This is a genomic window from Facilibium subflavum (genome assembly GCF_003574485.1).
GTDB lineage: Bacteria > Pseudomonadota > Gammaproteobacteria > Francisellales > Francisellaceae > Facilibium > Facilibium subflavum.
In genome coordinates, this window is sequence record NZ_QLIT01000137.1 from 1 (window position 1) to 23,987 (window position 23,987).

Consider the following 23,987-nt stretch of genomic DNA (forward strand, 5'->3'; position numbering starts at 1 on the left):
ATGCGGCTTAACTTAGTGCCATTAGGCATTACCCTATTTACACCTCTACTATGAGCTAGTCCGACTACCTTGCTAAGCTTATCTCTAGCTTTTTAGGCTCCAAGATAAGCATTCAGAAATAGCAAGGTTCTCCCAAGTTCCAAAGCAATCAGTTCATCTACCCGCTACGGACTCAGACCCCGACACCTCCACGCATACTCGCCTTTACGTATTGCGTAGTGCTGATTTCAGGCAAATGAAAACCTTGATCAGGTGCGACGATGATATATTACGGGGCTCAATACCTTCACTTGCGTTGTGGCTGATAGACCGCCCTTACTACAGCTTCATAATGTTCGTTACCTTGCATTATGTGTAGTTCGGTTCCAGACTGGTGGCTAGCCTTTTTCTGGGCTGGATTGTCCAGCTTGATTGCCTTAGCTTTGCTTGGCGCACTCATATTGTTATCCCAACAATTCGTAATTACTTTCGTAATGACCGCGTTTTAAAGAAAGTTGTTGTTACTGGTGCAAGCGTGCCTATGGTTGTATATTTGGTTTGGGCTGTTGTCACGCTTGGGGTTATTCCTATTCAAGGTGAATATGGCTTTGTTTATATGATGAAGCATGGTGTTGATCTGGGTGTGGCTTATCAAAAACTCCTTGGTGTGAAAAGTGCAAGTGCCTTTATTATCGCTTTTTCGAATATAGCGGTTACCACCTCGTTTTTAGGGGTGACGCTGGCATTATTTCACTTTAATCAGGATGCCTATAAACTTAAAAAGCACAAGATGGGACGAATAATAAATTTTATTATTACTTATTTGCCACCATTTATTTTTGCCGTATTTTTCATTAACGGATTCTTGATGGCATTAGGCTATGCAAGTATTTTTGTCTGTATCTTATTAATAATACTACCGGTGTTTATGGTTTGGAAAGTTCGACGTGATGAAGCTCGCAATGGGTTTGCGAGTAAAGCCTTTCTCATATTGGTGGGTCTAGCAGGCGTGTTGATTATTTTTCTGCAGCTTTTGTCCGCTTTTGGATTATTGCCTGTGCTTTAAATCAATTCATGCTTGAATTTCTTGTGGATATTAGCGATAATGCATAATTGTATTTGTATCTTAAGCAGCACGTCTGCTAACATTTAGATGATAAGCCTACTTTTTAACCTTTTAAAAGCGTTTGGTGGCAGCTGGTGTTGAGCGTTTATGCCCTTGTTTTATTTAGTGGTAGACAATTAACAACCCTTGTTGATCCTTGTAGGAAGCTATGGTCTGTTAGGTTGGATGATTTACGTGTTGGAACAGATAAGGTTCTGGAAGTTTGTTTTTAAGTAACCAGTTTTTGTAGGTGCATTTTGTTTTATTTTATAAAAGTAACTTGTAAGGAAGTTCATGTCTGACGAGAATCAGCTAACATATGAAGAGGTTGCACAGATTGCTGATAGCTTACTTGCAGAAGGTAAGCGTGTAACGCTGGAGTATTTGCGTCGCCAATTAGGTAAAGGGACGCACGCACAAATTGCTGTTTTGCTGGGTAAGTGGCAAAGACAGCAGAAGGGTAAGAAAATGCCAAAGACATCGGCTTATGCTGATGACAGCGGTTTTAAAGAGCAAAAGCGCATAAGTGGGGCAGGTTCCTCAAGGGCGCTAAAACGCCCAGAGATGAATTTTCGCACGAAACAAAGTGAATCAGGAAGGATAGATAAAAGCACTAAAGCTTCAGTTGATTGCTTCGATGATGGTAAAGAGAGTGCGGGTGGTTTTAATGTGACTACACCATTTTCTCTTGAGAGGCTTGAGGTTGAGCCAGATGTAGTAAAGCGGTTATTTATGGCGCTGTGTGTCGTGAAATATTATCGTGCAAGAGCGCTTGAAAGGCAGCAAACAGCACAAAATGAGTCATTGAATTTGCGTATGGCAAGCGAGAGTAAAATACGTCAGATAAAAAAAGAATACCACGAAAAAATAGTGGCTTTAATGTCTGAATTAAGTCGCATAAAAGCGATAACCGATCGAGAAATCGATCAACTGCGTCACCAGTTAGAAGTGATATAGTTTTCAAGTTGGCCAGACAGTCGCGGTATGTGTTTATACATGCTGAGGAAAGTCCGGGCTTCAAAGAGCAAGATGCCAGGTAATACCTGGGAGGTGCGAACCTACGGAAAGTGCCACAGAAAGTAAACCGCCAAACTGTGAGCTTGGTAAGGGTGAAAGGGTGCGGTAAGAGCGCACCGCATTAATGGTAACATTAATGGCATGGTAAACCCCATCTGAAGCAAGGTCAAATAGGGTTGTAATAGTGTTGCTCGCACTGCAACCGGGTAGACTGCTTGAGCCTGATGGTGACATCTGGCCTAGATAAATGACTGTCCACGACAGAACCCGGCTTATCGGCCAACTTGTCTTTTTCACGCCTTTATCTAATAATATATCTTCTAAGATATCTTCCTTGTGATTCAGTATATTATTTCTGTTTATTTCATCATAAATTCGTTATGCTAAATATCTGGTCATTTAACGGGATGGAATGTGCAAGATGACATATTAAGAGTTGTCTTGTTGGATGTGAGTTGTGGTGAAGTATGGTTCAGGTGACAAATAAGTACGCATTAACGCATGAAGGGTTGATCGATTTTGATCAATGGTTGCCTTTGTTAGAGGCATTTTATTCGAAATCTCGTTTGCAGGTTATTGCTGGGGCAATTGATATTCTGGCACAGCTTGGTGTAGATGAGTCTTCTGTGCATGGTGGTACTTGCTTTACTTATGGTGTTGAAATGGCGGCGGTCTTGTTTGATCTACAAGCTGATGAAGATGCTGTGGCGGCAGCATTGTTATTTGAATTGCATTATCATCAAAAAACGGATCCAGCGCAAATCATTCAAAATTGTGGCAAGGATGTGTTAAAAATTCTAGATGGCGCCTGTGCGATGTCAGCAGTGCGTGCATTACAAAACCCACATCCAAGTCAGGCGCAAATAGATACGTTTCGTAAGATGCTATTGACGATTGTGGAAGATGTGCGAATTGTTCTGGTTAAGCTTGCTGACCGTGTTTGCGCCATGCGTGCCTCTGCTAATTGGACACAGCAGTACAGACAAACGATTGCAAGGGAAATTCTGGAGATTTATGCGCCATTAGCCAACCGTCTTGGTTTGTCAAAGACAAAATGGGAGCTTGAGGATCGGGCTTTTTCATGTATGTATCCTGTTGAGTATAAAAAAATAGCCAAGGCGTTGAAAAGAAAGCGATTGCAGCGTGAAGCTTATATTGAAGCGGCTATTAAGGAATTAATGCAAGCCTTGCAAAGGCAAAATTTGCATGCACAAGTGTCCGGGCGAGTAAAACATATCTATAGTATTTGGCGGAAACTGCGGAAAAAAGACCGTGAGATAGAAACCATTTATGATATTCGCGCGCTACGCATTTTAGTTGACTCAATAGATGAGTGTTATACGGCGTTAAGCGTTGTACATGATTTATGGCAACCAATCCCAAGTGAGTTTGCTGATTATATTGCAACACCAAAGCCCAACGGCTATCGTTCTGTACATACTGTCGTTCATGGACCAGAAGGATTAGCGTTGGAGGTGCAGATTCGCACACATCAGATGCATCAAGAGTCTGAGATGGGGGTTGCAGCGCACTGGCGTTATAAAGAAGGTGTAAAACACGATCCAGGTTACGAGGCGCGTGTTAATTGGCTTCGTTCGTTACTGGACTGGGAATCTGAGCTGGCAGGAGAGCTTGATAATCAACAGTTATCAAAAGAAATTGAAGTCAGTCGTGTATATGTTTTTACACCTAATGGTGATGTGGTTGACCTTGAATCTGGTTCAACGGTACTTGATTTTGCTTACATGGTGCACACGATGGTTGGGCATAGAACGCGTGGCGCTAAGGTAAATGGGAAAATTGTGCCGTTAACGACCAAACTTGTTACCGGTGATAAGGTTGAGATATTAACAAATAAGGAACCTAAGCCAAGTCTTGACTGGGCAAATGCCAATAGTGGGTTTATTCATTCCTCAAAAATAAGGGCCAGGGTTGCCAGGTGGTTTAAACAGCAAAATAAAACACAAAATGCATTGCTGGGGAAAGAAAGATTACATGATGAACTAAAGCATCAACGGATTAAGAGTGTAGATTATCCATCGGTTGCAGCACACTTTAATATGGCGGATGAGGAGACTTTTTTTGCCAGCATTGAAACGGGTGCGCTTCGTTTTAACCAGGTGGTTAACTATATTGTTGAGCAGTTTGGTGACCATGGTAAGCTTGAGTCTCAAACTTTGGTCGAGTCACCTGCAAGGCTGGATAAATCAACGGATTTACAATTCCGTGGCAAGTCTGATTTGATGATTTATGGCGTTGATAACTTATTAACGCATATGGCAGGTTGCTGTAAACCCTTGCAAGGAGATGATATCGGTGGATATCTAACACAAGGTCGAGGTGTAACAGTGCATCGAAGTGTTTGTCCGAATTTTTTAAAATTAAAGCTATCTCACCCTGAGCGAATTATTGAAGTACAATGGGGTAGAAAAGATACGCAAGTTTATCAGGTAGATTTACTGCTTGTTTGCAGCGATGCTGATCGAGCGATGCAGGAGGTGGGCAGTATTCTCAATATTGAAAAAGTCCACGTGGTTCATATGGTACTATCTGGTGCGCGAAAAAAAGATGCAATTAAGTTGAGTCTTGCGCTGGCGGATATGACTGCATTACAAAATATTCATAAAAAAATCTTAAGCACGGCGCATGTTCAATCAATTGAGCGGTTAATGCGCTAGTTTAACAGCTTTTTATTCACATGCGTATTATAGACATAGATTGTTATTTGATTTGAGCGAAAAGGTTCATTTTCTGCGGTTTTTCCATAAATATAGATGTGATTCTCACCGGGATTTGGTCTTGGTATATTCCAGGTGTTATTCTGGTATACTGCCTTTTGCGTTTTTGTATTAATCGAAAGAAATACATCAGCATCTTTGCTAAGTGGTGGTGGTGTTGTCGTCAGTGGGATCAAAGGAGAAAAATTATGGATGTAGGTGGGGTTTTTAGGGTTTGTAATCATGATATTTAAAGAAAGTGGTGGTGTTTTTGACGTTGTTTTTTTTATAGAAGGTGTATTGGTTTTTCGAACGGCTGGTTGTTTATCTTTATCGGTAGGGATGATGTTGGCTTCTTCAATATTGATTTCTCTCACGCTCTCATCATTTTCTTCTGGTGGAGTATTGGAAATAACGACGTTTCCCTGTTTGTCCTGCCATTGATAAATTTGGGCAAATCCACCTTGGCTGTGACAGAATAAAAATAATAATAAAAAACACTGGCATAAGCCATTTAGTTTGGTATATACTGACACGCGTCTTAACAACTCATGTTATCTCACATCTGGTGTTAATAATTGTAGACAAAAAAATCGATAAAAAAAGTTGATTTTTGAAAACTGAAGCTCTATGATTGTTGCCAGCACTTTGGAGGGGTTCCCGAGTGGCCAAAGGGATCAGACTGTAAATCTGACGGCTCAGCCTTCGCAGGTTCGAATCCTGCCCCCTCCACCACGAATTTGCGGGTGTAGTTCAATGGTAGAACTTCGGCCTTCCAAGCCGATAGTGTGGGTTCGATTCCCATCACCCGCTCCATTGGGAAGAAGTTTAGAAGAAGAACGAATAAAAGATTGAAGCTCGCATAGCTCAGCAGGTAGAGCACTCCCTTGGTAAGGGAGAGGTCACCAGTTCAAGTCTGGTTGTGAGCACCATAAAAGGTTTATTAATAAAAACTTGGAGTAAACAAACAATGGCTAAAGAAAAGTTTGAACGCAAAAAGCCGCACGTTAACGTGGGTACAATTGGACACGTTGACCACGGTAAAACAACATTAACGGCAGCGATTACTAAGGTTCTTTCAGAAGCTTATGGTGGTTCAGCTAAGGCGTTTGATGAAATTGATAATGCGCCTGAAGAAAAAGCACGTGGTATCACCATTGCAACTTCTCACGTTGAATATGAAACGCCAACCCGCCACTATGCGCACGTTGACTGCCCAGGTCACGCGGACTACGTTAAAAACATGATCACAGGTGCAGCACAGATGGATGGCGCTATCTTAGTTGTTTCAGCAGCAGATGGCCCAATGCCGCAAACACGTGAGCACATCCTGTTGTCACGTCAGGTCGGTGTTCCACACATCGTTGTTTTCTTAAACAAATGTGATATGGTTGACGATGAAGAGTTGCTTGAACTGGTTGAAATGGAAGTGCGTGAACTTCTTGATCAATATGAATTCCCAGGTGATGACACACCAATCGTTAAAGGTTCTGCGTTAAAAGCACTTGAAGGTGAAAAGCAATACGTAGATGCAATCCTTGAGTTAGGTAAAGTATTGGATGAGTACATCCCTGAGCCTGAGCGTGATATCGAGAAGCCATTTATTCTTCCAATTGAAGATGTATTCTCAATTTCTGGTCGTGGTACTGTTGTTACTGGCCGTGTTGAGCGTGGTATCGTTAAAGTTGGTGATGAAGTTGAGATCGTTGGTATCAAGGATACGCAAAAAACAACAGTGACTGGTGTTGAGATGTTCCGTAAACTTCTTGACGAAGGTAAAGCTGGTGAAAACGTTGGTATTCTTATCCGTGGTGTTAAGCGTGATGAAGTTGAGCGTGGTCAGGTTCTTTGTAAGCCAGGTTCAATTACACCGCATACTAAGTTTGAAGCAGAAGTTTATGTGTTATCAAAAGAAGAAGGTGGACGTCATACGCCATTCTTTAAAGGATATAGACCACAGTTTTACTTCCGTACAACTGACGTAACTGGTTCTATTGAGTTGCCAGAAGGTGTTGAAATGGTTATGCCTGGCGATAACATTAAGATGACAGTTGAGTTGATTAACTCAATTGCGATGGAAGAAGGCTTGCGCTTCGCGATTCGTGAAGGTGGCCGTACCGTTGGTGCTGGTGTTGTTGCTAAAATTCTTAAGTAACACCTGGTAATATCGGTTGAGTGTTTTATAGGCCAGTAGTTCAATTGGTAGAGCAGCGGTCTCCAAAACCGCAAGTTGGGGGTTCGAGTCCCTCCTGGCCTGCCAAATAAGAAAGCACTTGAACGGCGCGTTAATCTATGTTAAGATTACGCGCCGTTTTTGTTTACATAAGCGAATGAGAAAGTTTAATGAAAGACCCTGTAAGTAAAAAAGTATGGACGACAACGACTAAAAAAGCTGACGCGACAGTGATTGGTCGAGGTGCCAACAGATTTTTGTGGCTGGCTATTGTGATAGTGGCAGCGCTTGTGGTTTTCTCAAGCATGTATTTTCAGGTGTTTAAAGACTCTTCAGCCTTGACAGCCGCTTTTATCATTGTTGGGGTTGTTGTGATGCTGGTAATTGCTAAGTTTACTAACCAAGGTGCAAAAGGGTGGGTTTTCCTGTTGGAAGCGCGCCTTGAGATGCGAAAAGTAGTGTGGCCAACGCGACAGGAGACGATTAATTCAACTTTAATTGTTCTGGCGATCGTTGTTGTTGCGTCATTGATTATTTATTTTGTTGGATTGTTGTTTATGCACTTGATTCAAGCAATACTAGGGTAAGAGGTGATTATGTCTGAAGAGAAAAAAGAAGGTTTGGATCAGTCACAAACATCAAGCACTGAAAATGTAAAAGATACCTCGGTTGATTCAAAAAAGCGCTGGTATGTAATTCAAGCATACTCAGGTTATGAGAAGCGTGTTAAAAATCAACTAGAAGAGCGTATTAAGCTTGAGGGCCTTGAAGATGCCTTTGGCGAAATTTTAGTGCCAACAGAAGAAGTCGTTGAAATGAAAGGTGGGCAAAAACGCAAGAGTGAGCGTAAATATTTCCCAGGTTATGTGCTTATCCAGATGGAAATGAATGAAGAAGCCTGGCAGCTTGTTAGAAGAATCCCACGCGTTAGTGGTTTTGTCGGTGGGACAAGTGAGCGCCCTATGCCAATTTCAAATAAAGAGGCTGAAAGAATTTTAGGCACTGTCAAGGGTGGTGAGAATGCTTCACCTAAACCGCGCACAACATTCCAGGTTGGGCAGATTGTGCGTGTGCTTGATGGGCCTTTTGCAGATTTTACTGGCGTTGTTGAGGAGATTAATTATGAAAAATCACGTTTACACGTGGCGGTTTCTATTTTTGGTCGCTCAACCCCAGTTGAATTAGAGTTTTCTCAAGTTGAGAAAGATGTTTAGCGCAAGCTAAAGTAAAAGCGCAAAATGTTTATGAATAAATATAAATATTTTGCAGATTGTAGAACTGGGGAGCTTTGTATAAAGCGTCACCACCCAAAAAGGAGAAAAATATGGCTAAGAAAGTACAAGCTTATATTAAGCTTCAAGTAAAAGCAGGCCAGGCAAACCCTAGTCCACCAATTGGTCCGGCATTAGGTCAGCATGGTGTGAACATTATGGAATTCTGTAAAGCATTTAATGCGCAAACACAGCAGATGGAGCCAGGTGCGCCAGTTCCTGTTGTGATTACTGTGTACAGTGACAGAAGTTTCACATTTACGATGAAAACACCACCAGCATCATTTTTGTTGAAAAAAGCTGCTAAGATCAAATCTGGTAGTTCAACGCCAAGTAAAGCGGTAGCAGGTACGGTAACTCGTGCGCAATTAGAAGAGATTGCTAAGACAAAAGCACCTGATTTAACAGGCGCTGACTTAGATGCCTCTGTAAGAACAATTGCAGGCTCTGCGCGCAGCATGGGTCTTAAAGTAGAAGGGGTTGAGTAATGGCAAAACTATCTAAAAGAATGAAGGCGATTGCTGAAAAATTTGATGCGAATAAGGCTTATGCTGCAACTGAGGCTTTTGATTTGCTAAGAGACACTTCTAGTGTGAAGTTTAAAGAGTCAATTGATGTGGCGGTTAACTTAGGCGTTGATCCACGTAAGTCTGACCAGGTTGTTCGTGGTGCTTCTGTTTTGCCAAATGGCACAGGAAAAAGTGTTCGTGTGGCTGTGTTTACGCAGGGTGAAAATGCTGAGAAAGCAAAAGAAGCCGGTGCTGACATCGTTGGTATGGATGATTTGGCTGCCGAAGTGAAAAAAGGTAATATTGATTTTGATGTTGTTATTGCAACACCTGATGCAATGCGCGTTGTGGGTCAGCTTGGCCAGATTTTGGGACCAAAAGGCTTAATGCCAAACCCTAAAGTTGGTACGGTGACGACTGATGTTGCTCAGGCAGTTACAAATGCAAAAGCAGGCCAGGTTCGTTTTCGTGTAGATAAGGCAGGTATTGTCCATACAACGATTGGTAAGGCAGATTTCACATCAGATGCTTTACAGCAAAACTTGGAAATGCTGTTGGCTGACTTGAAAAAACTTAAGCCAGCAAGTTCAAAAGGTGTTTACTTGAAAAAGATTACTGTTTCAAGCACGATGGGTCCTGGATTAACACTTGACATGTCGTCGGTTGCAGTGTAATATAAGCAGCCTTTTGGTAGTAAGTTTCTTTGGGTCGCTGACACCTTCAACAAGGTGGGCAGTGATGTCAAAGACCGTAGGTGTGCTTGCAAAAGCGCTTAATTTCCTACGCAGACGATGCGAGTGACCTGAAAAATAAAATTTGACTGGTTTCAAACATCGTATTAAATAACGTGGACAAAAAACAAGAGGATTAGCACATGGCGCTAAAGCTTGAAGATAAGAAAGCGATTGTGGCAGAAGTAGCTGAACAAGCATCCTCAGCGTTGTCTGCGGCGGTAGCTGATTACCGTGGTTTGACAGTGAATCAAATGAGTGAGTTACGTAAACAAGCTCGTGAATCAGGTGTTTATTTAAAAGTTGTTCGCAATAATTTAGCAAAAATTGCTGTTAAAGAGACTGAGTTTGAATGCATGACTGATGCATTTGTTGGTCCTTTAGTTTTGGCTTTTTCAAAAGAAGAGCCAGGTGCTGCTGCTAAATTATTCAAAAACTTTATGAAAGATCATAAAGCGTTTGAAGTGAGGAACTTGGCAATGAGTGGTGAACTTTTTGGTGCGGATAAATTAGAAGAAATGTCTAAATTACCAAGCCGTGAAGAAGCGCTTAGCTTATTGTGTAGTGTTCTACAGGCACCTGTCACGAAATTTGTGCGTACACTTAATGAGATTCCAGCTCAGGCTGTGCGTGTATTTGCCGCTGTTGGCGAAGCGAGATAAAAACCACTTTTCGTTTTTTGTGAATATAGAAACTATTTAATAGGAGTTATGAAAAAATGGCTATTACTAAAGAAGACATTCTAAATGCTGTTGCTGAAATGAGCGTTATGGATGTTTGTGACTTGGTTAAAATGATGGAAGAAAAATTCGGCGTTTCAGCGCAAGCAGCTGTTGCAGTTGCTGCACCTGCAGGTGGCGAAGCTGCTGCTGTAGAAGAAAAAACTGAATTTGACGTTGTTTTAACTGAAGCTGGTTCTAACAAAGTTGGCGCGATTAAAGCAGTTCGTGCAGCAACTGGCTTAGGTCTTAAAGAAGCAAAAGAAGCAGTTGAAGGCGTTCCTTATACTGTTAAAGAAGGTGTTGCAAAAGAAGAAGCTGAAGCGCTTAAAAAGCAGCTTGAAGAAGCTGGCGCTAAAGTTGAGCTTAAGTAATCACCCGATTATTTTAAGTTAAAATGAAAGGCTAATAGGTTATTTTACCTGTTGGCCTTTTGTGCTATGTAATTTTATATTTGTGACTTAAATAAGAAGTGACAAAGACAGATTAAAGTTTTCCAAACTTTTGGCATGTTTAGTGGTTAAAATGAATGTAATCAGAGGAAATGCCTGATGCCTTACTCATACGCTGAGAAAAAAAGAATTCGTAAAGAATTTGGAAGCCTTCCAAATATTCTTGATGTCCCATATTTACTTGCTGTTCAAGTAGATTCATATAAACAGTTTTTACAAAAGGATGAAGCTCCTAAAAGCCGCAAAGAAATTGGGCTTGAGGCAGCTTTTAAATCCGTTTTCCCCATCACCAGTCTTTCTGGTTATTCTGAGCTTCACTATGTAAGCTATAAGCTTGGTGAGCCAGCATTTGATGAAAATGAATGCCATATTCGCGGTGTGAGTTATGCCGCACCTTTACGTGTTAAACTACGCCTTGTCATATATGATAAAGAAGCACCTGCTGATGATAAAGTAATCAAAGATGTGAGAGAGCAGGAAGTTTACATGGGTGAAATCCCCTTGATGACAAGCAATGGTACCTTCGTAATCAACGGTACTGAAAGAGTGGTTGTTTCTCAGTTGCATCGTTCACCTGGTGTGTTTTTTGACCATGATCGTGGTAAGACGCATTCCTCAGGTAAAATATTACATTCTGCAAGAGTCATTCCTTATAGAGGCTCCTGGCTGGATTTTGAATTCGATCCAAAAGATTTGCTTTATGTGCGTATTGACCGCCGCCGCAAACTGCCATCTACCGTTTTACTAAAAGCATTGGGTTACACTGATGCCCAGTTGATAAAGATTTTCTATGAACCGGTCAAGTTTGCGGTGCAAGAAGGTGTGCTGATGATGACTTTTGATCCGGATTCATTAAAAGGAACCACAGCTTCTTTTGACATTTTGGATAAAGATGGCAATAAATTGGTTGCCGAAGGCAAGCGTGTTACAGCACGCCACACTAAAAAGATGAAAGAGCAAGGCTTATCTTTGATGGAAGTGCCATTATCTTATGTGGTGGGTAAAGCGCTATATGAGCCAGTTGTTGATGAAACAACCGGTGAAGTCCTGGCACAGGCAAATGAGGAAATTACGCCAGCATTATTAGAGAAGCTTTCTGATTATGGTATTCGTCATTTTGAAACTATTGATACGAATGATTTAGACCGTGGCGCCTATATTGCGAATACTTTACGTAATGATATTTGTCAGACGCGTGATGACGCTTTAGTTGAAATTTATCGTATGATGCGACCAGGTGAGCCACCAACAAAAGAGTCTGCTGAAGCATTGTTTGGAGGCTTGTTTTTTTCTGAAGACCGTTATGATTTATCAGCAGTAGGTCGAATGAAGTTTAATAACCGCTTGGGTCGTAAAAGCGGTGAAGGCTCTGGTATCCTAAGTAAAGAAGATATTATTGATGTGGTTAAAACATTAATCGATATTCGTGATGGTCGTGGCGAAGTTGATGATATTGATCATTTGGGTAACCGTCGTATTCGTGCGGTGGGCGAGATGACTGAGAATCAATTCCGTATTGGGCTTGTTCGTGTTGAACGTTCTGTGCGTGAGCGCTTATCAATGGTTGATCGTGAAAGTGCGATGCCGCAAGATCTCGTCAATGCAAAGCCAATTACAGCTTCAATCAAAGAATTTTTTGGCTCAGGCGCGCTATCTCAATTTATGGATCAGGATAACCCATTATCAGAGGTTACACATAAGCGTCGTATTTCGGCGTTAGGCCCAGGTGGTTTGTCTCGTGATCGAGCTGGCTTTGAGGTGCGTGACGTTCATACAACACATTATGGTCGTTTATGCCCGATTGAAACGCCAGAAGGACCAAATATTGGTTTGATTAACTCCTTGGCATGTTATGCAAGAACAAATGACTACGGTTTTCTAGAGGCCCCTTATCGTAAGGTTATTGACGGTGTGGCAACAGATGAAATCGAGTATTTGTCTGCGATTGACGAAGGCAATTATGTGATTGCACAGGCTTCTGCAACAATGGATAAAAATGGTCGTTTGATTGATGATCTGATTCAGTGTCGTTCAAAAGGGGAAGCTGTCTTTACAACAGCAGACAAAATTCAGTATATGGATGTTTCTGCAAAGCAGATGGTCTCCGTTGCAGCAGCACTTATTCCATTCTTGGAGCATGATGATGCAAACCGTGCATTGATGGGATCAAACATGCAACGTCAGGCTGTGCCAACATTACGTGCTGAGAAGCCATTAGTGGGTACTGGAATGGAGCGTATCGTTGCACGGGATTCTGGCACTTGTATTGTTGCCAAGCGTTCAGGTGTTGTGGATGCCGTTGATGGTGGCCGTATCGTTGTTTGTGTAAATGCAGATGAAGTCGGTGAAGAAGAATCAGTCGTTGATATTTATAATTTAACGAAGTTCCGCCGTTCCAACAAAAACACATGTATCAATCAGCGCCCAATCGTTAAGCCAGGTGATCAGGTTGAAAAAGGCGATATCCTTGCTGATGGCTCCTCAACTGATATGGGAGAGTTAGCACTTGGGCAAAATCTTTTGGTTGCCTTTATGCCTTGGAATGGATTTAACTTTGAGGATTCTATTTTATTATCTGAGCGTGTGGTTGAAGATGATCGCTATACATCGATTCACATCGAAGAGCTGACCTGTATCGCACGTGATACGAAGCTTGGTGCTGAAGAGATTACGGCGGATATTCCAAATGTCAGCGAAAGTGCGCTAAATAAATTAGATGAATCAGGGATCGTATATATTGGTGCGAATGTTGCCCCAGGAGATATTCTTGTGGCAAAAATCACACCAAAAGCAGAACAGCAATTAACGCCAGAAGAAAAACTGCTGCGTGCTATCTTTGGTGAGAAAGCTTCTGATGTTAAAGATAGCTCTTTGCGTATGCCAACTGGTATGTTTGGTACTGTTATTAATGTACAGGTATTCACGCGTGATGGTGTGGAAAAAGATCCACGCTCAGTTGAAATTGAAAAGGCAGAACTTGAAAGAGTTCGTAAGGATCTTCGTGATGAATATCGCATTATTGAAGGTGCTGTTCGCGCGTATTTATTTGAGTTATTACCTGGTAAGAAAGCACTTGCCGGTCCTGCAGGGCTTAAGCGAGGTGTGGAAATTACGAAGGATTATTTAAATAGCCTGGAGTTAAAGCAGTGGCTTGATATTCGCGTTGAAGATGAAGCTGTCTCAGATGCTATTTTACGCTCAAAAGCACAGATTGAGCAGGCGCGTAAAGACTTTGAAACAAAATTTGAAGCCAAACGTAAAAAGTTAACACAAGGTGATGACTTATCACCTGGGGTGTTAAAAATCGTTAAGGTTTTTGTTGCCGTTAAGCGCCGTATTCAAGCGGGTGATAAGATGGCAGGCCGCCATGGTAACAAAGGTGTTGTTTCAAGAATCTTACCTATTGAAGATATGCCTTATTTAGAAGATGGTACACCAATGGATATCGTTTTGAATCCTTTAGGGGTTCCTTCACGTATGAACATCGGTCAGGTCTTAGAGACACATATGGGTATGGCAGCACGCGGCTTGGGTAAAAAAATTAGTCAAACACTTGAGTCAACACAAAAAGCTGCTGATATTCGTAAAGTGCTTGAGCAGGTTTATAACACAGTAGGCAATAAGAAGGTTGATCTGTCTGCGCTTGATGATGATCAAGTAATTGAAATGGCATATAACTTAAAATCTGGCGTGCCGATTGCAACACCGGTGTTTGATGGTGCCAAAGAGCAAGACATCAAGTCTTTGCTTAAAGTATGTGATATACCTGAAAGTGGCCAGATGACACTATATGATGGTCGAACCGGGCAGCCATTTGACCGTGATGTAACAGTGGGTTGCATGTATATGTTGAAGCTTGATCACTTGGTAGATGATAAGATGCATGCGCGTTCAACTGGTTCATATAGTCTGGTAACTCAGCAGCCATTAGGTGGTAAAGCGCAATTTGGTGGCCAGCGTTTCGGTGAGATGGAAGTTTGGGCACTGCAAGCATATGGTGCAGCGTATACATTGCGTGAAATGCTGACGGTTAAATCAGATGATGTGAACGGGCGTACGAGGATGTATAAAAATATCGTTGACGGTAACTTCAAAATGGATGCAAGCATTCCTGAATCATTTAATGTATTGATGAAAGAAGTACGTGCGCTGGGTATTGATATTGACTTAGAGTCGGATATGGAGTCATAAGACTTTTAAAGTACAGCCGATTCTCGCAGGCACAAATGCCTGCGTTCGTTAAAACTTCGTAAAGAATAGGAGTATAGCCTTGAACAACTTGCTAGGCAGTATGAAACGACAAGGTAAAGATCTAGAGTTTGATCGTATCAAAGTATCGCTGGCATCACCAGAAATGATTCATTCATGGTCTTATGGTGAAGTGAAAAAGCCAGAAACGATTAATTATAGAACGTTTAAGCCAGAACGTGATGGTTTGTTCTGTGCTAAAATTTTTGGTCCAATTAAGGACTATGAGTGCTTGTGTGGGAAGTACAAGCGTTTAAAACATCGCGGCATCATTTGCGAAAAATGTGGTGTTGAGGTGACACAATCTCGTGTGCGTCGTGAACGCATGGGGCATATTGATTTAGCATGTCCAGTTGCTCATATCTGGTATTTAAAATCATTGCCATCGCGTATTGGTTTGCTATTAGATATGACGTTACGTGATATTGAGCGAATTTTATATTTTGAAGCATATGTCGTTACAGATGCAGGAATGACACCATTTGAGACAGGTCAGCTGTTAAATGAAGAAACTTACCTTGATGCACTTGAAGAGTATGGTGATGAGTTTGAAGCGCAAATGGGTGCAGAAGCTGTTCAGAAACTTTTGATGGACGTTGATTTGCCGCATGAAATTGAAACGATTCGTGAAGAAATTCCAGCGACAAATTCTGAAACTAAATTAAAAAAACTGACTAAGCGTTTGAAGCTATTAGAATCATTTTATGAATCGGGGAACAAGCCAGAGTGGATGATTATGTCGGTTTTACCGGTATTACCACCTGACCTTCGTCCATTGGTACCATTAGATGGTGGCCGTTTTGCCACATCTGATTTAAATGATTTATACCGCCGTGTTATTAACCGTAACAATCGTTTAAAGCGATTATTAGAGCTAAGCGCGCCTGATATTATTGTACGTAATGAAAAAAGGATGCTACAGGAATCTGTCGATGCACTTTTAGATAATGGTCGTCGTGGTCGTGCTGTGACAGGTTCTAATAAACGTGCTTTGAAATCATTGGCAGATATGATTAAGGGTAAGCAGGGTCGTTTCCGGCAAAACCTTTTAGGTAAGCGTGTTGATTATTCAGGACGTTCTGTTATTACCGTGGGGCCAACTTTGCGCCTTCACCAGTGCGGTTTGCCAAAGAAAATGGCATTAGAGTTATTTAAACCTTTTGTTTATTCTAAGCTTGAGCACTATGGCCATGCATCAACAATCAAAGCTGCCAAGAAAATGGTTGAACATGAAGAAGCAGTGGTCTGGGATGTTTTAGAAGAAGTTATTCGTGAGCACCCTGTATTATTAAACCGTGCGCCAACGTTACATAGACTTGGGATTCAGGCATTTGAGCCAACGTTGATTGAAGGCAAGGCAATTCAGTTGCATCCATTAGTATGTACAGCATTTAACGCGGACTTTGATGGAGACCAGATGGCAGTTCATGTGCCATTGACGATCGAAGCGCAATTAGAAGCGCGTGCATTAATGATGTCAACAAATAATATTTTATCACCAGCCAGTGGAACACCAGTAATTGCACCAACACAGGATATCGTGCTTGGTCTTTACTACATCACACGTGAAGGCGTGAATGCTAAAGGTGAAGGTAAACTATTTGCTGATTTGCGTCACGTTCAGCGTGCGTATGATGCAGGTGTTGTTGATGTGCATGCCAAAATCAAAGTTCGTTTGGATCATAAGGTATTATTAGAGTCTGGTGAGTATGAATATGAAAAGGGTATTGTTGAGACAACAGTAGGTCGTGCTTTACTATCAAGTATTCTACCAGAAGGTCTGCCGTTTTCGTTGATTAACCAGACTTTAACTAAGAAAGTTATTGCTAAGATCGTTGACCAGTGTTATCGCCGGTTAGGTACAAAAGAAACGGTTATTTTTGCTGACCAATTAATGTATGCAGGTTATAAATATTCAACGAAATCTGGTATCTCAATCGGTATTAACGATATGATTATCCCAGAAAGCAAAGCAACTATTTTGGCTGAAGCGGAAGACCAGGTCAAAGAAATTACAGAACAGTATGCCAGTGGCTTAGTAACTGATGGTGAGCGCAAAAACAAGGTGATTGATATCTGGACGCGCGCCAATGAAAAGGTTGCAAGATCAATGATGGCCGTTATTTCTAAAGAGGTTGTTGCAGATAAAGCTGGGCAAGAGGTTGAGCAGGAGTCATTCAACTCAGTTTATATGATGGCTGACTCAGGTGCTAGGGGTTCAGCAGCACAGATTAGACAGCTTGCTGGTATGCGTGGTTTGATGGCAAAGCCAGATGGTTCAATTATTGAAACACCAATTACGGCAAACTTCCGTGAAGGTCTTTCTGTATTACAGTACTTTACTTCAACACATGGTGCGCGTAAAGGTCTGGCAGATACAGCATTGAAAACAGCTAACTCTGGTTATTTAACTCGCCGTTTGGTTGATGTGGCGCAGGATCTGGTTATTCTAGAAGATGATTGTGGTACGATCAAAGGTTTGACAACTTCTGCACTCATTGAAGGTGGCGATGTTGTGGTACCTCTTGCTGAGCGTATTTTGGGCCGTGTTACAGCAGATACGATTTATAAGCCAGGCACGAATGATGTATTGGTTGAAGCTGGAACATTATTAGATGAAAAGCTGGTTGAGCTCATTGAGGACAATGGGGTTGACCAGGTGCTTATCCGTTCATCCATTACTTGTGAAACACGCCGTGGATTATGTGCAAAATGTTATGGTCGTGATTTGGCTCGTGGACACTTGGTGAACTCTGGTGAATCTGTCGGTGTTGTTGCTGCACAATCTATTGGTGAGCCAGGTACGCAGTTGACAATGCGTACTTTCCATATTGGTGGGGCGGCTTCTCAGGAGTCAGTTGATAACAACGTTCAAATTAAAAATGCAGGTCGCATTAAATTTAATAATATCAAAACCGTTAAAAATCGTGAGAATAATAACGTTGTTGTCTCACGTTCTGGCGAAATCAGTATTATTGATAAATTTGGTCGTGAACGTGAAAAATATAAAGTACCTTATGGTGCCGTATTGCCAGTTAATGACAATGCTTCTGTAAAAGCAGGCAGCATTGTCGCAACATGGGATCCACATACCCACCCAGTAATTGCGGAAGTTTCTGGTAATATTAACTTCGTTGATTTTATCGATGGCGTGACCATGAAGTATCAAGCAGATGAGGTGACAGGCTTATCAAGTATTGTCATTACTTCTGATTCTCAGAAAAGTGGAAACCGTGAGGTGAAGCCAGTTGTTCGTTTGATTGATAATAATGGTGAAGAGCTTTGTTTCCCGAATACAAATATTCCTGCCAGTTACTTTATGCCAATAGGCGCTATTTTAAATATTGAAAATGGCACGAAAATTGAAGTCGGTGATGTTATTGCACGTATTCCACAAGAAGGTTCAAAGAACAAAGATATTACTGGGGGTCTTCCACGTGTTGCTGACTTATTTGAAGCAAGACGTCCAAAGGATGCAGCTATTTTGGCGGAAATCTCTGGTATTGTGAGCTTTGGGAAAGAAACAAAAGGCAAACGCCGTTTGATCATCTCTCCAGAAGAAGGCGAGCCGATTGAAATTATGATTCCAAAATGGCGTCATATCAACGTCTTTGAAGGAGAACATGTCAGCAAGGGTGAAACCATCTGTGATGGACCAGTAGATCCACATGAGGTTTTACGTTTGAAAGGTGTGTATGCTTTAGCAGAGTATATTATTAATGAAATCCAGGAAGTTTATCGCTTACAGGGTGTTGGCATTAATGATAAACACATTGAAACCGTTGTCCGTCAGATGCTACGAAAAGTTGTAATCACAGCAGCTGGAGACAGTAGATTTGTTGATGGCGAGCAGGTTGAACTGGTTCAAGCGCTAGAGGCTAACGACAGGCTTGCTGAAGAAGGCAAGCTTGAAGTACAGTATGAGCCAATTTTATTGGGGATTACTAAGGCTTCATTGTCAACGGAGTCTTTCTTATCGGCAGCTTCTTTCCAAGAGACGACACGTGTGTTAACAGAAGCTTCAGTCAGTGGTCAGGAAGATCATTTGCGTGGCTTAAAAGAAAATGTATTGATTGGTCGTTTGATTCCATCAGGAACAGGACTTGCTTATCATCAAGAGCGTAAACGTAAGCATCAGCTTGAAGAAGAGTTTGAGGCTGGACCTTCAGTTGATGAGCTGGAGATGGCGTTAAGTGCAGCATTAAATGCAGACAGTAATGAAGGCAGTGTTGATCTTGATGATCTGTTTGCAGATGCACCAGATCATGATGAAGATGACGACAGGGACGAATAAACTATAGATCAAAATCAAGCTGGCTAGTATGGCCAGCTTGTTGTAATATCTCTTTTATTTTTATATTACCATAAATTGCTATTGACCCCTTCTTGTGGTAGATTAGCTTTACTTTTGAACTCACTGTAGAACAATAAAAAAGTTAATGTGATATGGATTTAACACTATCAGAGCTTGGTAAAAAATCAGCCTATTTAACACAATATGATTCAACACTTTTATTTCCTATTCCACGTCTTTTAAAGCGTCAAGAGCTTGGCATTACTGGGAAACCACAGTTTAAAGGTGTGGATATCTGGAGTGCATTTGAAATTTCATGGTTAAATCAAAAAGGTAAACCTGAGGTGCGCATTGGCTTATTTGAAATTGATGCGGCAAGTGAGAACTTAATTGAGTCTAAAAGCTTTAAGTTATATCTTAACTCATTTAATAACACGCCTTTTGATGATGAATCACAAGTGAAAAGCATTATGCAAAATGATTTATCAAAAGCTGTGAATGGTGTTGTTAACGTACAATTAATTAAATTAAAAGATTATGCACAGCGTGTGGAAAACTGTTTTTCTGGGCAATCACTGGATGATTTGGATGTTGAAATTACTGAGTATGTAACAAACCCGGATTATTTAGCCGCTGATTCACAAGAAATTGTTGAAGAGACACTTACCAGTGATTTGCTTAAATCAAATTGCCTGGTAACAGAGCAACCAGACTGGGGTAGTGTATTAATCTACTACCAAGGTAATAAAATCGATCACGAAGGGTTATTAAAGTATATTATCTCATTTCGTAATCACAATGAATTTCATGAACAATGTGTCGAGCGTATTTTCACAGATATTATGCAAAAATGTAAGCCACAGAAATTGCTGGTTTATGCGCGTTATACCAGACGCGGTGGCTTAGATATTAATCCATTGAGATGCAACTTTAACGATAATGGTGCGTTACGAGAAATCCGTTTAGCCCGTCAATAATAAACAAAAGAGCACAAATAAATGAGTACTGTAGGCATATCACATTATCGGATTAGTGCAATTAAGCCAAATGATTTTTCAATAGAATATTATGATACACTTACGAAAAAAGGTGCAACACGTTTAGCTTCTGAGCTTAATGATGATGACATCATTGATTTATTTTCCCAAGAGGATCAAAGGTTAATTGCCTATCATGCGGGTAAGCAGGAAACAAATCTTGGGAAAGTACGTAAAAATATTAAGCTTGCAGCATTAGAAGAAAAGAAATATGTTTTTTTAATATTTGTTTCATTGTATACAGTGATCTTTTTTTCCTCAAATTTAGCAGGCTCAACAATCATTAGCCTAGGGAGTATAGCGGGAGTCCCTCTTGCTGCACCAGGTGCTATTTTTGTATACTCTTTAACTTTTTTATTTGATTCTATCTTGACTGAAATCTATGGCTTTTCAATTGTCAGAAGAATTTATACAACAGTTGCGTTAACTTCTTTTGTGGCGCTTGTTATTCTATCAATTTTGGCAATGTTGCCGACGATGACAGGACATAATTATGTAAGAGAACTTGTATTCTCAGAGGCTAATGTATTAAGAGTTTTTGTCTTTTCATTTGCAAGTTTTCTCAGTGCGGAGTTCATTAATACCAATATTATTGCACGGCTAAAATACTATTCTCGTAAAAAGTATGGTTATAACACAAAAAAAGAGCAAAACAGAATTATTGTAAGGTTTATTATTGCAACAGCTGTAGGAACATTTGTAGATAGTGTTGTATTTGGTATAGGCGTATTTTTATTTGTTATTCCATTTAAATCTATACTCATTATTATAGCGACTCAGTACGTTATTAAGCTCTCTTATGATATTATTGCTTGTTTGTTTTCCAGTAAAATTGCAATGTATATTAAGCGTTTGGAGAAAACGGATATTGTGGAGCTGCCATCTAATCGCATCACTGACATCGTTGGGTTTAAAATTGATGCGGATCGCTGTGTAAACACCTTTAATACAAGGTAAAAAAGCATTATAGCCATGCAAAAAATCATTGAGAAAGTGGGTCTTATTTATATTCAGGATAAAAGGCTTTTGATGGCAAAATCAAAAGATAGTGATCGCTATTATTTACCAGGTGGGAAACCTGAGTCTGGTGAATCGGATAAAGCGGCATTAATCCGTGAAATTAAAGAAGAGCTCTCAGTTGATGTAATCCCATCAAGCCTCACTTATCTACATTGCTTTTATGGGCAAGCACATAACAAAAACCAAGGCGTAATGGTTGAGATGAAGTGCTTTATGGGCAAGTTTTCAGGTGTTTTAAAGGCTAATGCTGAAATACAGACGCTTAGCTGGTTTACTTATGCGGATAAGACGAAAGGCTCGATAATGGCACAGATGGTGATGGATTGGTTATTTAAGCAGAAAATGATCGCTTAGAAGCTTTACAAGTCAATTTAATTATAGAACTTGACTTCTATTAAGGCGGCGATTAACTCAAATTGACTATAGTGCTCTTGTGCTGGGATTAGTCGTTCTTTTTTATGTAAAAGGCCGTAATTTTCTTTTATATAGAGTTGCTGATCAATTTGATATAATTGTGTGATATCAAAGTCTGCAGCACTTTTAATAACACATAGTGTCGGAAACGCGATCGTATCGATATTTAAAGTATCAAAAATCAGTATGTTATTACGATGATAGGGTTGAATATCCTGAGATAGTCGTATTGCAAATGCTTGATCGGATAAATTTTGATTGGCAATTTCGGTGACTTTTATGCTGCTGTAATCTAGTGTTTGAAGATAGAAATCACTTATCTGATCTTGATTGATCAATGGGCAGGTGCGCAATTTCTGGCTTGATTGCATCACGCAATTGGCGCGTACAAACTGATCAATTGAAACATCAAAATAATCTGCCAGCATTTTAATCGTCTCAATCGAGGGATTTTTATTCGTTTGACTGGTAATGTTGTAAATCGTTGTTGCTGAGCAGCCAATCTCTCTGGCAAGCTGACTCACCGATTTAATCCCTTTTTGCTGCATCAGACTGTAAATATTATTACAGATGTTTTGTATTGTACCCATGTCTTTTAACTTATCCCCATTATTTGTTGCAGTACAGTATATCATTGATAAAGTAATTTATCGAGTTGATGAACGGAATATTGATGATTTCAATTACATTTTTTACTTTTTTAAGTAAAAATCTTCGTTAATCACTTTACAAAGTATTGTTCATGGAGTATGATATTCGAAGTACAACAGGGGAGCAACCACCAGGTGGGGGCTAAATAGGAAGGCTTGATATGGCAACCATATCAAGCCTTTTTATTTTTTTTTTATTTTTATTGTGATCTTCTTGAAAATAGCTAAGCACGCATTAAAATAGTTATGGTGGATGTTCAACAATTAAGGAAAGTATTATGTTAAAAATATTTCAAATGACTGTATTAAGCGTATTTTTTGCTTTGTTCAGCTATCAGTTTACTTTGGCAGAAGGTGTATCTGTGGTGAGTGCCCAAAAACAGGCAAATTTGACGCCAGATGAAGTCTTACAAAGACTTGCCCAAGGAAATAAGCGTTTTGTTGCAGATAAAAAGCAAGGCAAAACACATTTACTGGATGCCCTGTATTCTGCAAAGAAAGGGCAAAACCCTTTGGCACTTGTTTTTAATTGTGTGGATTCTCGCAGCATTGCTAATTATGTTTTTGATGAAGGCATTGGGAATATTTTTGTGGCACGAATTGCTGGGAATGTTGCCGATGAAAATGTATTGGGAAGTATGGAGTTTGCAGCAGTTCATGCTGGTGTTAAAGCAATTGTGGTGATGGGGCATACCCAATGTGGTGCTGTTGCTGCGGCGTGTCAAGGCGATGAAACAGGTACACCGGCCTTGGATCAATTACTTGATCAGATTCAACCGGCTGTCAGTATTGTGAAGAAAGAAGAAGGCGATGCCTTTAGCTGCAACAAGCCTGACACAATCGATGCCATTGCTAAGCAAAATGTACAAGATCAGATCAAGTATATTGTAGCAAATAGCAAAGATCTCGCTGATATGGTGAAAGATAAAAAGATTGCACTTGTTGGCGCGATGCATAACATTAAGACAGGACAGGTGACCTTCTTTGATCAATCAGGTAAAGTGCTTACTTTCTCATAACCTGGAAATATGATGAAAAAAGCGGGGATATGTCGTAGAAAGTTACTTTTTAGTGGATTATTTGCACAATTGTTAAAAAATATGTTTGTTTTTTTCAAAGGCTTGCTATACTGATGACTAACTTTTGAATCTTTGCAGGTTATTTCTTTTGAAACGGCTTTTAAGGAGTCATTAGTTAAGAGTCCTGAAAGTGTATTCGATTTGGTTTTTCCAGGTTGGTGCGTAATCAGGTTTAAATGTTAAATAGAAAGTGTTTAAGAGAGTATAGTTATGTCACAACAAACAGGCGCAGTGAAATTTTTTAATGAAACAAAAGGATTTGGATTTATAAAACCGGATAGTGGTGATAAGGATGTTTTCGTTCACGTCACTGCCCTTCAAGGATTACAATCCTTAGCAGATAACCAACGTGTTGTATTTGAAATTGAGCAAGGCCGTCGTGGTCCTCAAGCAATCAATGTTCAAATTGCAGACTAAATTAAAATTAGATTAAATTTAATTTTTAATTAAATCCTTTTAAATCCTGGCATTGTCCAGGATTTTTTTTGCTTTATAGTGTTTCTCAGCGAAACGGTATATTTATACAAGCATGCTAAACGATATATTCATTAAAGAAGTTTGCAATGTAATGT

At 40.4% G+C, this 23,987-nt stretch carries 20 protein-coding genes, 4 tRNA genes and 1 other RNA gene; 22 read left to right on the plus strand and 3 right to left on the minus strand.

All coding sequences use genetic code 11. The annotated features are described in order from the left end of the window. Window positions 1–286: 286 nt before the first annotated feature. The gene (locus DNK84_RS14335; RefSeq protein WP_162902145.1) at window positions 287–439 is read right to left on the minus strand and encodes a hypothetical protein; all 153 of its coding nucleotides are present in this window, start codon (window positions 437–439) and stop codon (window positions 287–289) included. Between DNK84_RS14335 and DNK84_RS08520 the strand changes: the two genes are divergently transcribed. The 4 genes from DNK84_RS08520 (at window position 374) to DNK84_RS08535 (ending at window position 4,779) form a co-directional block, all read left to right on the plus strand. Next, entirely contained in the window at window positions 374–1,045 is a 672-nt protein-coding gene (locus DNK84_RS08520) for an aromatic amino acid transport family protein (RefSeq protein WP_235826868.1), read from the plus strand. The two genes, DNK84_RS14335 and DNK84_RS08520, sit on opposite strands and share 66 nt — an antisense overlap. 333 nt (window positions 1,046–1,378) lie before the next feature. Then, window positions 1,379–2,041 (plus strand): DNA-binding protein, encoded by a 663-nt coding sequence (locus DNK84_RS08525; RefSeq protein ID WP_119344115.1) that lies wholly within the window; start codon window positions 1,379–1,381, stop codon window positions 2,039–2,041. A gap of 4 nt (window positions 2,042–2,045) precedes the next feature. Further along, window positions 2,046–2,392, plus strand: an RNA gene (rnpB, locus tag DNK84_RS08530) — RNase P RNA component class A. A 176-nt stretch (window positions 2,393–2,568) separates the two neighbouring features. Beyond that, complete coding sequence (locus DNK84_RS08535; RefSeq protein ID WP_119344116.1) at window positions 2,569–4,779, plus strand: RelA/SpoT family protein; 2,211 nt, start codon at window positions 2,569–2,571, stop codon at window positions 4,777–4,779. On the opposite strand, the gene DNK84_RS08540 is transcribed toward DNK84_RS08535, so the two are convergent. Beyond that, entirely contained in the window at window positions 4,776–5,354 is a 579-nt protein-coding gene (locus tag DNK84_RS08540; RefSeq protein WP_162902330.1) for a DUF4124 domain-containing protein, read from the minus strand. The two genes, DNK84_RS08535 and DNK84_RS08540, sit on opposite strands and share 4 nt — an antisense overlap. Before the next feature lie 114 nt (window positions 5,355–5,468). On the opposite strand from DNK84_RS08540, the gene DNK84_RS08545 reads away from it, so the two are divergent. The 16 genes from DNK84_RS08545 (at window position 5,469) to DNK84_RS08620 (ending at window position 21,626) form a co-directional block, all read left to right on the plus strand. Next, a tRNA-Tyr gene (locus tag DNK84_RS08545) sits at window positions 5,469–5,553 on the plus strand. Window positions 5,554–5,560: 7 nt separating this feature from the next. Then, window positions 5,561–5,634: transfer RNA gene (locus DNK84_RS08550), tRNA-Gly, on the plus strand. Window positions 5,635–5,674: 40 nt separating this feature from the next. Further along, window positions 5,675–5,750: transfer RNA gene (locus tag DNK84_RS08555), tRNA-Thr, on the plus strand. 38 nt (window positions 5,751–5,788) lie between these two features. Next, a complete protein-coding gene (gene tuf / locus DNK84_RS08560) occupies window positions 5,789–6,973 on the plus strand; it encodes an elongation factor Tu (protein WP_119344118.1) in 1,185 nt (394 codons plus the stop codon). 29 nt (window positions 6,974–7,002) lie between these two features. Next, window positions 7,003–7,078: transfer RNA gene (locus DNK84_RS08565), tRNA-Trp, on the plus strand. 83 nt (window positions 7,079–7,161) lie between these two features. Continuing rightward, the gene (secE, locus tag DNK84_RS08570; RefSeq protein WP_119344119.1) at window positions 7,162–7,578 is read left to right on the plus strand and encodes a preprotein translocase subunit SecE; all 417 of its coding nucleotides are present in this window, start codon (window positions 7,162–7,164) and stop codon (window positions 7,576–7,578) included. A gap of 9 nt (window positions 7,579–7,587) precedes the next feature. Continuing rightward, on the plus strand, window positions 7,588–8,205 hold the full coding sequence (gene nusG / locus DNK84_RS08575) for a transcription termination/antitermination protein NusG (protein ID WP_119344120.1): 618 nt from the start codon (window positions 7,588–7,590) through the stop codon (window positions 8,203–8,205). Window positions 8,206–8,315: 110 nt separating this feature from the next. Next, a complete protein-coding gene (gene rplK / locus DNK84_RS08580) occupies window positions 8,316–8,750 on the plus strand; it encodes a 50S ribosomal protein L11 (protein WP_119344121.1) in 435 nt (144 codons plus the stop codon). Beyond that, window positions 8,750–9,445 carry a 50S ribosomal protein L1 gene (rplA, locus tag DNK84_RS08585; RefSeq protein ID WP_119344122.1) on the plus strand — a complete coding sequence of 232 codons (696 nt, stop codon included), beginning with the start codon at window positions 8,750–8,752 and terminating at the stop codon, window positions 9,443–9,445. Before rplK ends, rplA begins: the two co-directional genes overlap by 1 nt. Before the next feature lie 200 nt (window positions 9,446–9,645). Further along, complete coding sequence (gene rplJ, locus DNK84_RS08590) at window positions 9,646–10,164, plus strand: 50S ribosomal protein L10 (RefSeq protein WP_119344123.1); 519 nt, start codon at window positions 9,646–9,648, stop codon at window positions 10,162–10,164. A 56-nt stretch (window positions 10,165–10,220) separates the two neighbouring features. Next, a complete protein-coding gene (gene rplL, locus DNK84_RS08595) occupies window positions 10,221–10,595 on the plus strand; it encodes a 50S ribosomal protein L7/L12 (protein ID WP_119344124.1) in 375 nt (124 codons plus the stop codon). Between the two features lie 177 nt (window positions 10,596–10,772). After that, a complete protein-coding gene (gene rpoB, locus DNK84_RS08600; protein ID WP_119344125.1) occupies window positions 10,773–14,864 on the plus strand; it encodes a DNA-directed RNA polymerase subunit beta in 4,092 nt (1,363 codons plus the stop codon). Between the two features lie 79 nt (window positions 14,865–14,943). Further along, window positions 14,944–19,215 carry a DNA-directed RNA polymerase subunit beta' gene (rpoC, locus tag DNK84_RS08605; RefSeq protein WP_407920614.1) on the plus strand — a complete coding sequence of 1,424 codons (4,272 nt, stop codon included), beginning with the start codon at window positions 14,944–14,946 and terminating at the stop codon, window positions 19,213–19,215. A 152-nt stretch (window positions 19,216–19,367) separates the two neighbouring features. Beyond that, entirely contained in the window at window positions 19,368–20,192 is an 825-nt protein-coding gene (queF, locus tag DNK84_RS08610; protein WP_119344127.1) for an NADPH-dependent 7-cyano-7-deazaguanine reductase QueF, read from the plus strand. A gap of 21 nt (window positions 20,193–20,213) precedes the next feature. Beyond that, entirely contained in the window at window positions 20,214–21,209 is a 996-nt protein-coding gene (locus DNK84_RS08615) for a VUT family protein (RefSeq protein WP_119344128.1), read from the plus strand. 15 nt (window positions 21,210–21,224) lie between these two features. Further along, the gene (locus tag DNK84_RS08620) at window positions 21,225–21,626 is read left to right on the plus strand and encodes an NUDIX hydrolase (protein WP_119344129.1); all 402 of its coding nucleotides are present in this window, start codon (window positions 21,225–21,227) and stop codon (window positions 21,624–21,626) included. Window positions 21,627–21,643: 17 nt separating this feature from the next. On the opposite strand, the gene DNK84_RS08625 is transcribed toward DNK84_RS08620, so the two are convergent. Further along, window positions 21,644–22,276: a helix-turn-helix domain-containing protein gene (locus tag DNK84_RS08625; protein ID WP_162902331.1), complete on the minus strand. Its 633-nt coding sequence runs from the start codon at window positions 22,274–22,276 to the stop codon at window positions 21,644–21,646. 338 nt (window positions 22,277–22,614) lie between these two features. Here DNK84_RS08625 and DNK84_RS08630 point away from each other — a divergent pair, with 338 nt between their 5' ends. Beyond that, complete coding sequence (locus DNK84_RS08630) at window positions 22,615–23,355, plus strand: carbonic anhydrase (protein ID WP_119344131.1); 741 nt, start codon at window positions 22,615–22,617, stop codon at window positions 23,353–23,355. Between the two features lie 270 nt (window positions 23,356–23,625). Beyond that, on the plus strand, window positions 23,626–23,832 hold the full coding sequence (locus DNK84_RS08635) for a cold-shock protein (RefSeq protein WP_119344132.1): 207 nt from the start codon (window positions 23,626–23,628) through the stop codon (window positions 23,830–23,832). Window positions 23,833–23,987: the final 155 nt, after the last annotated feature.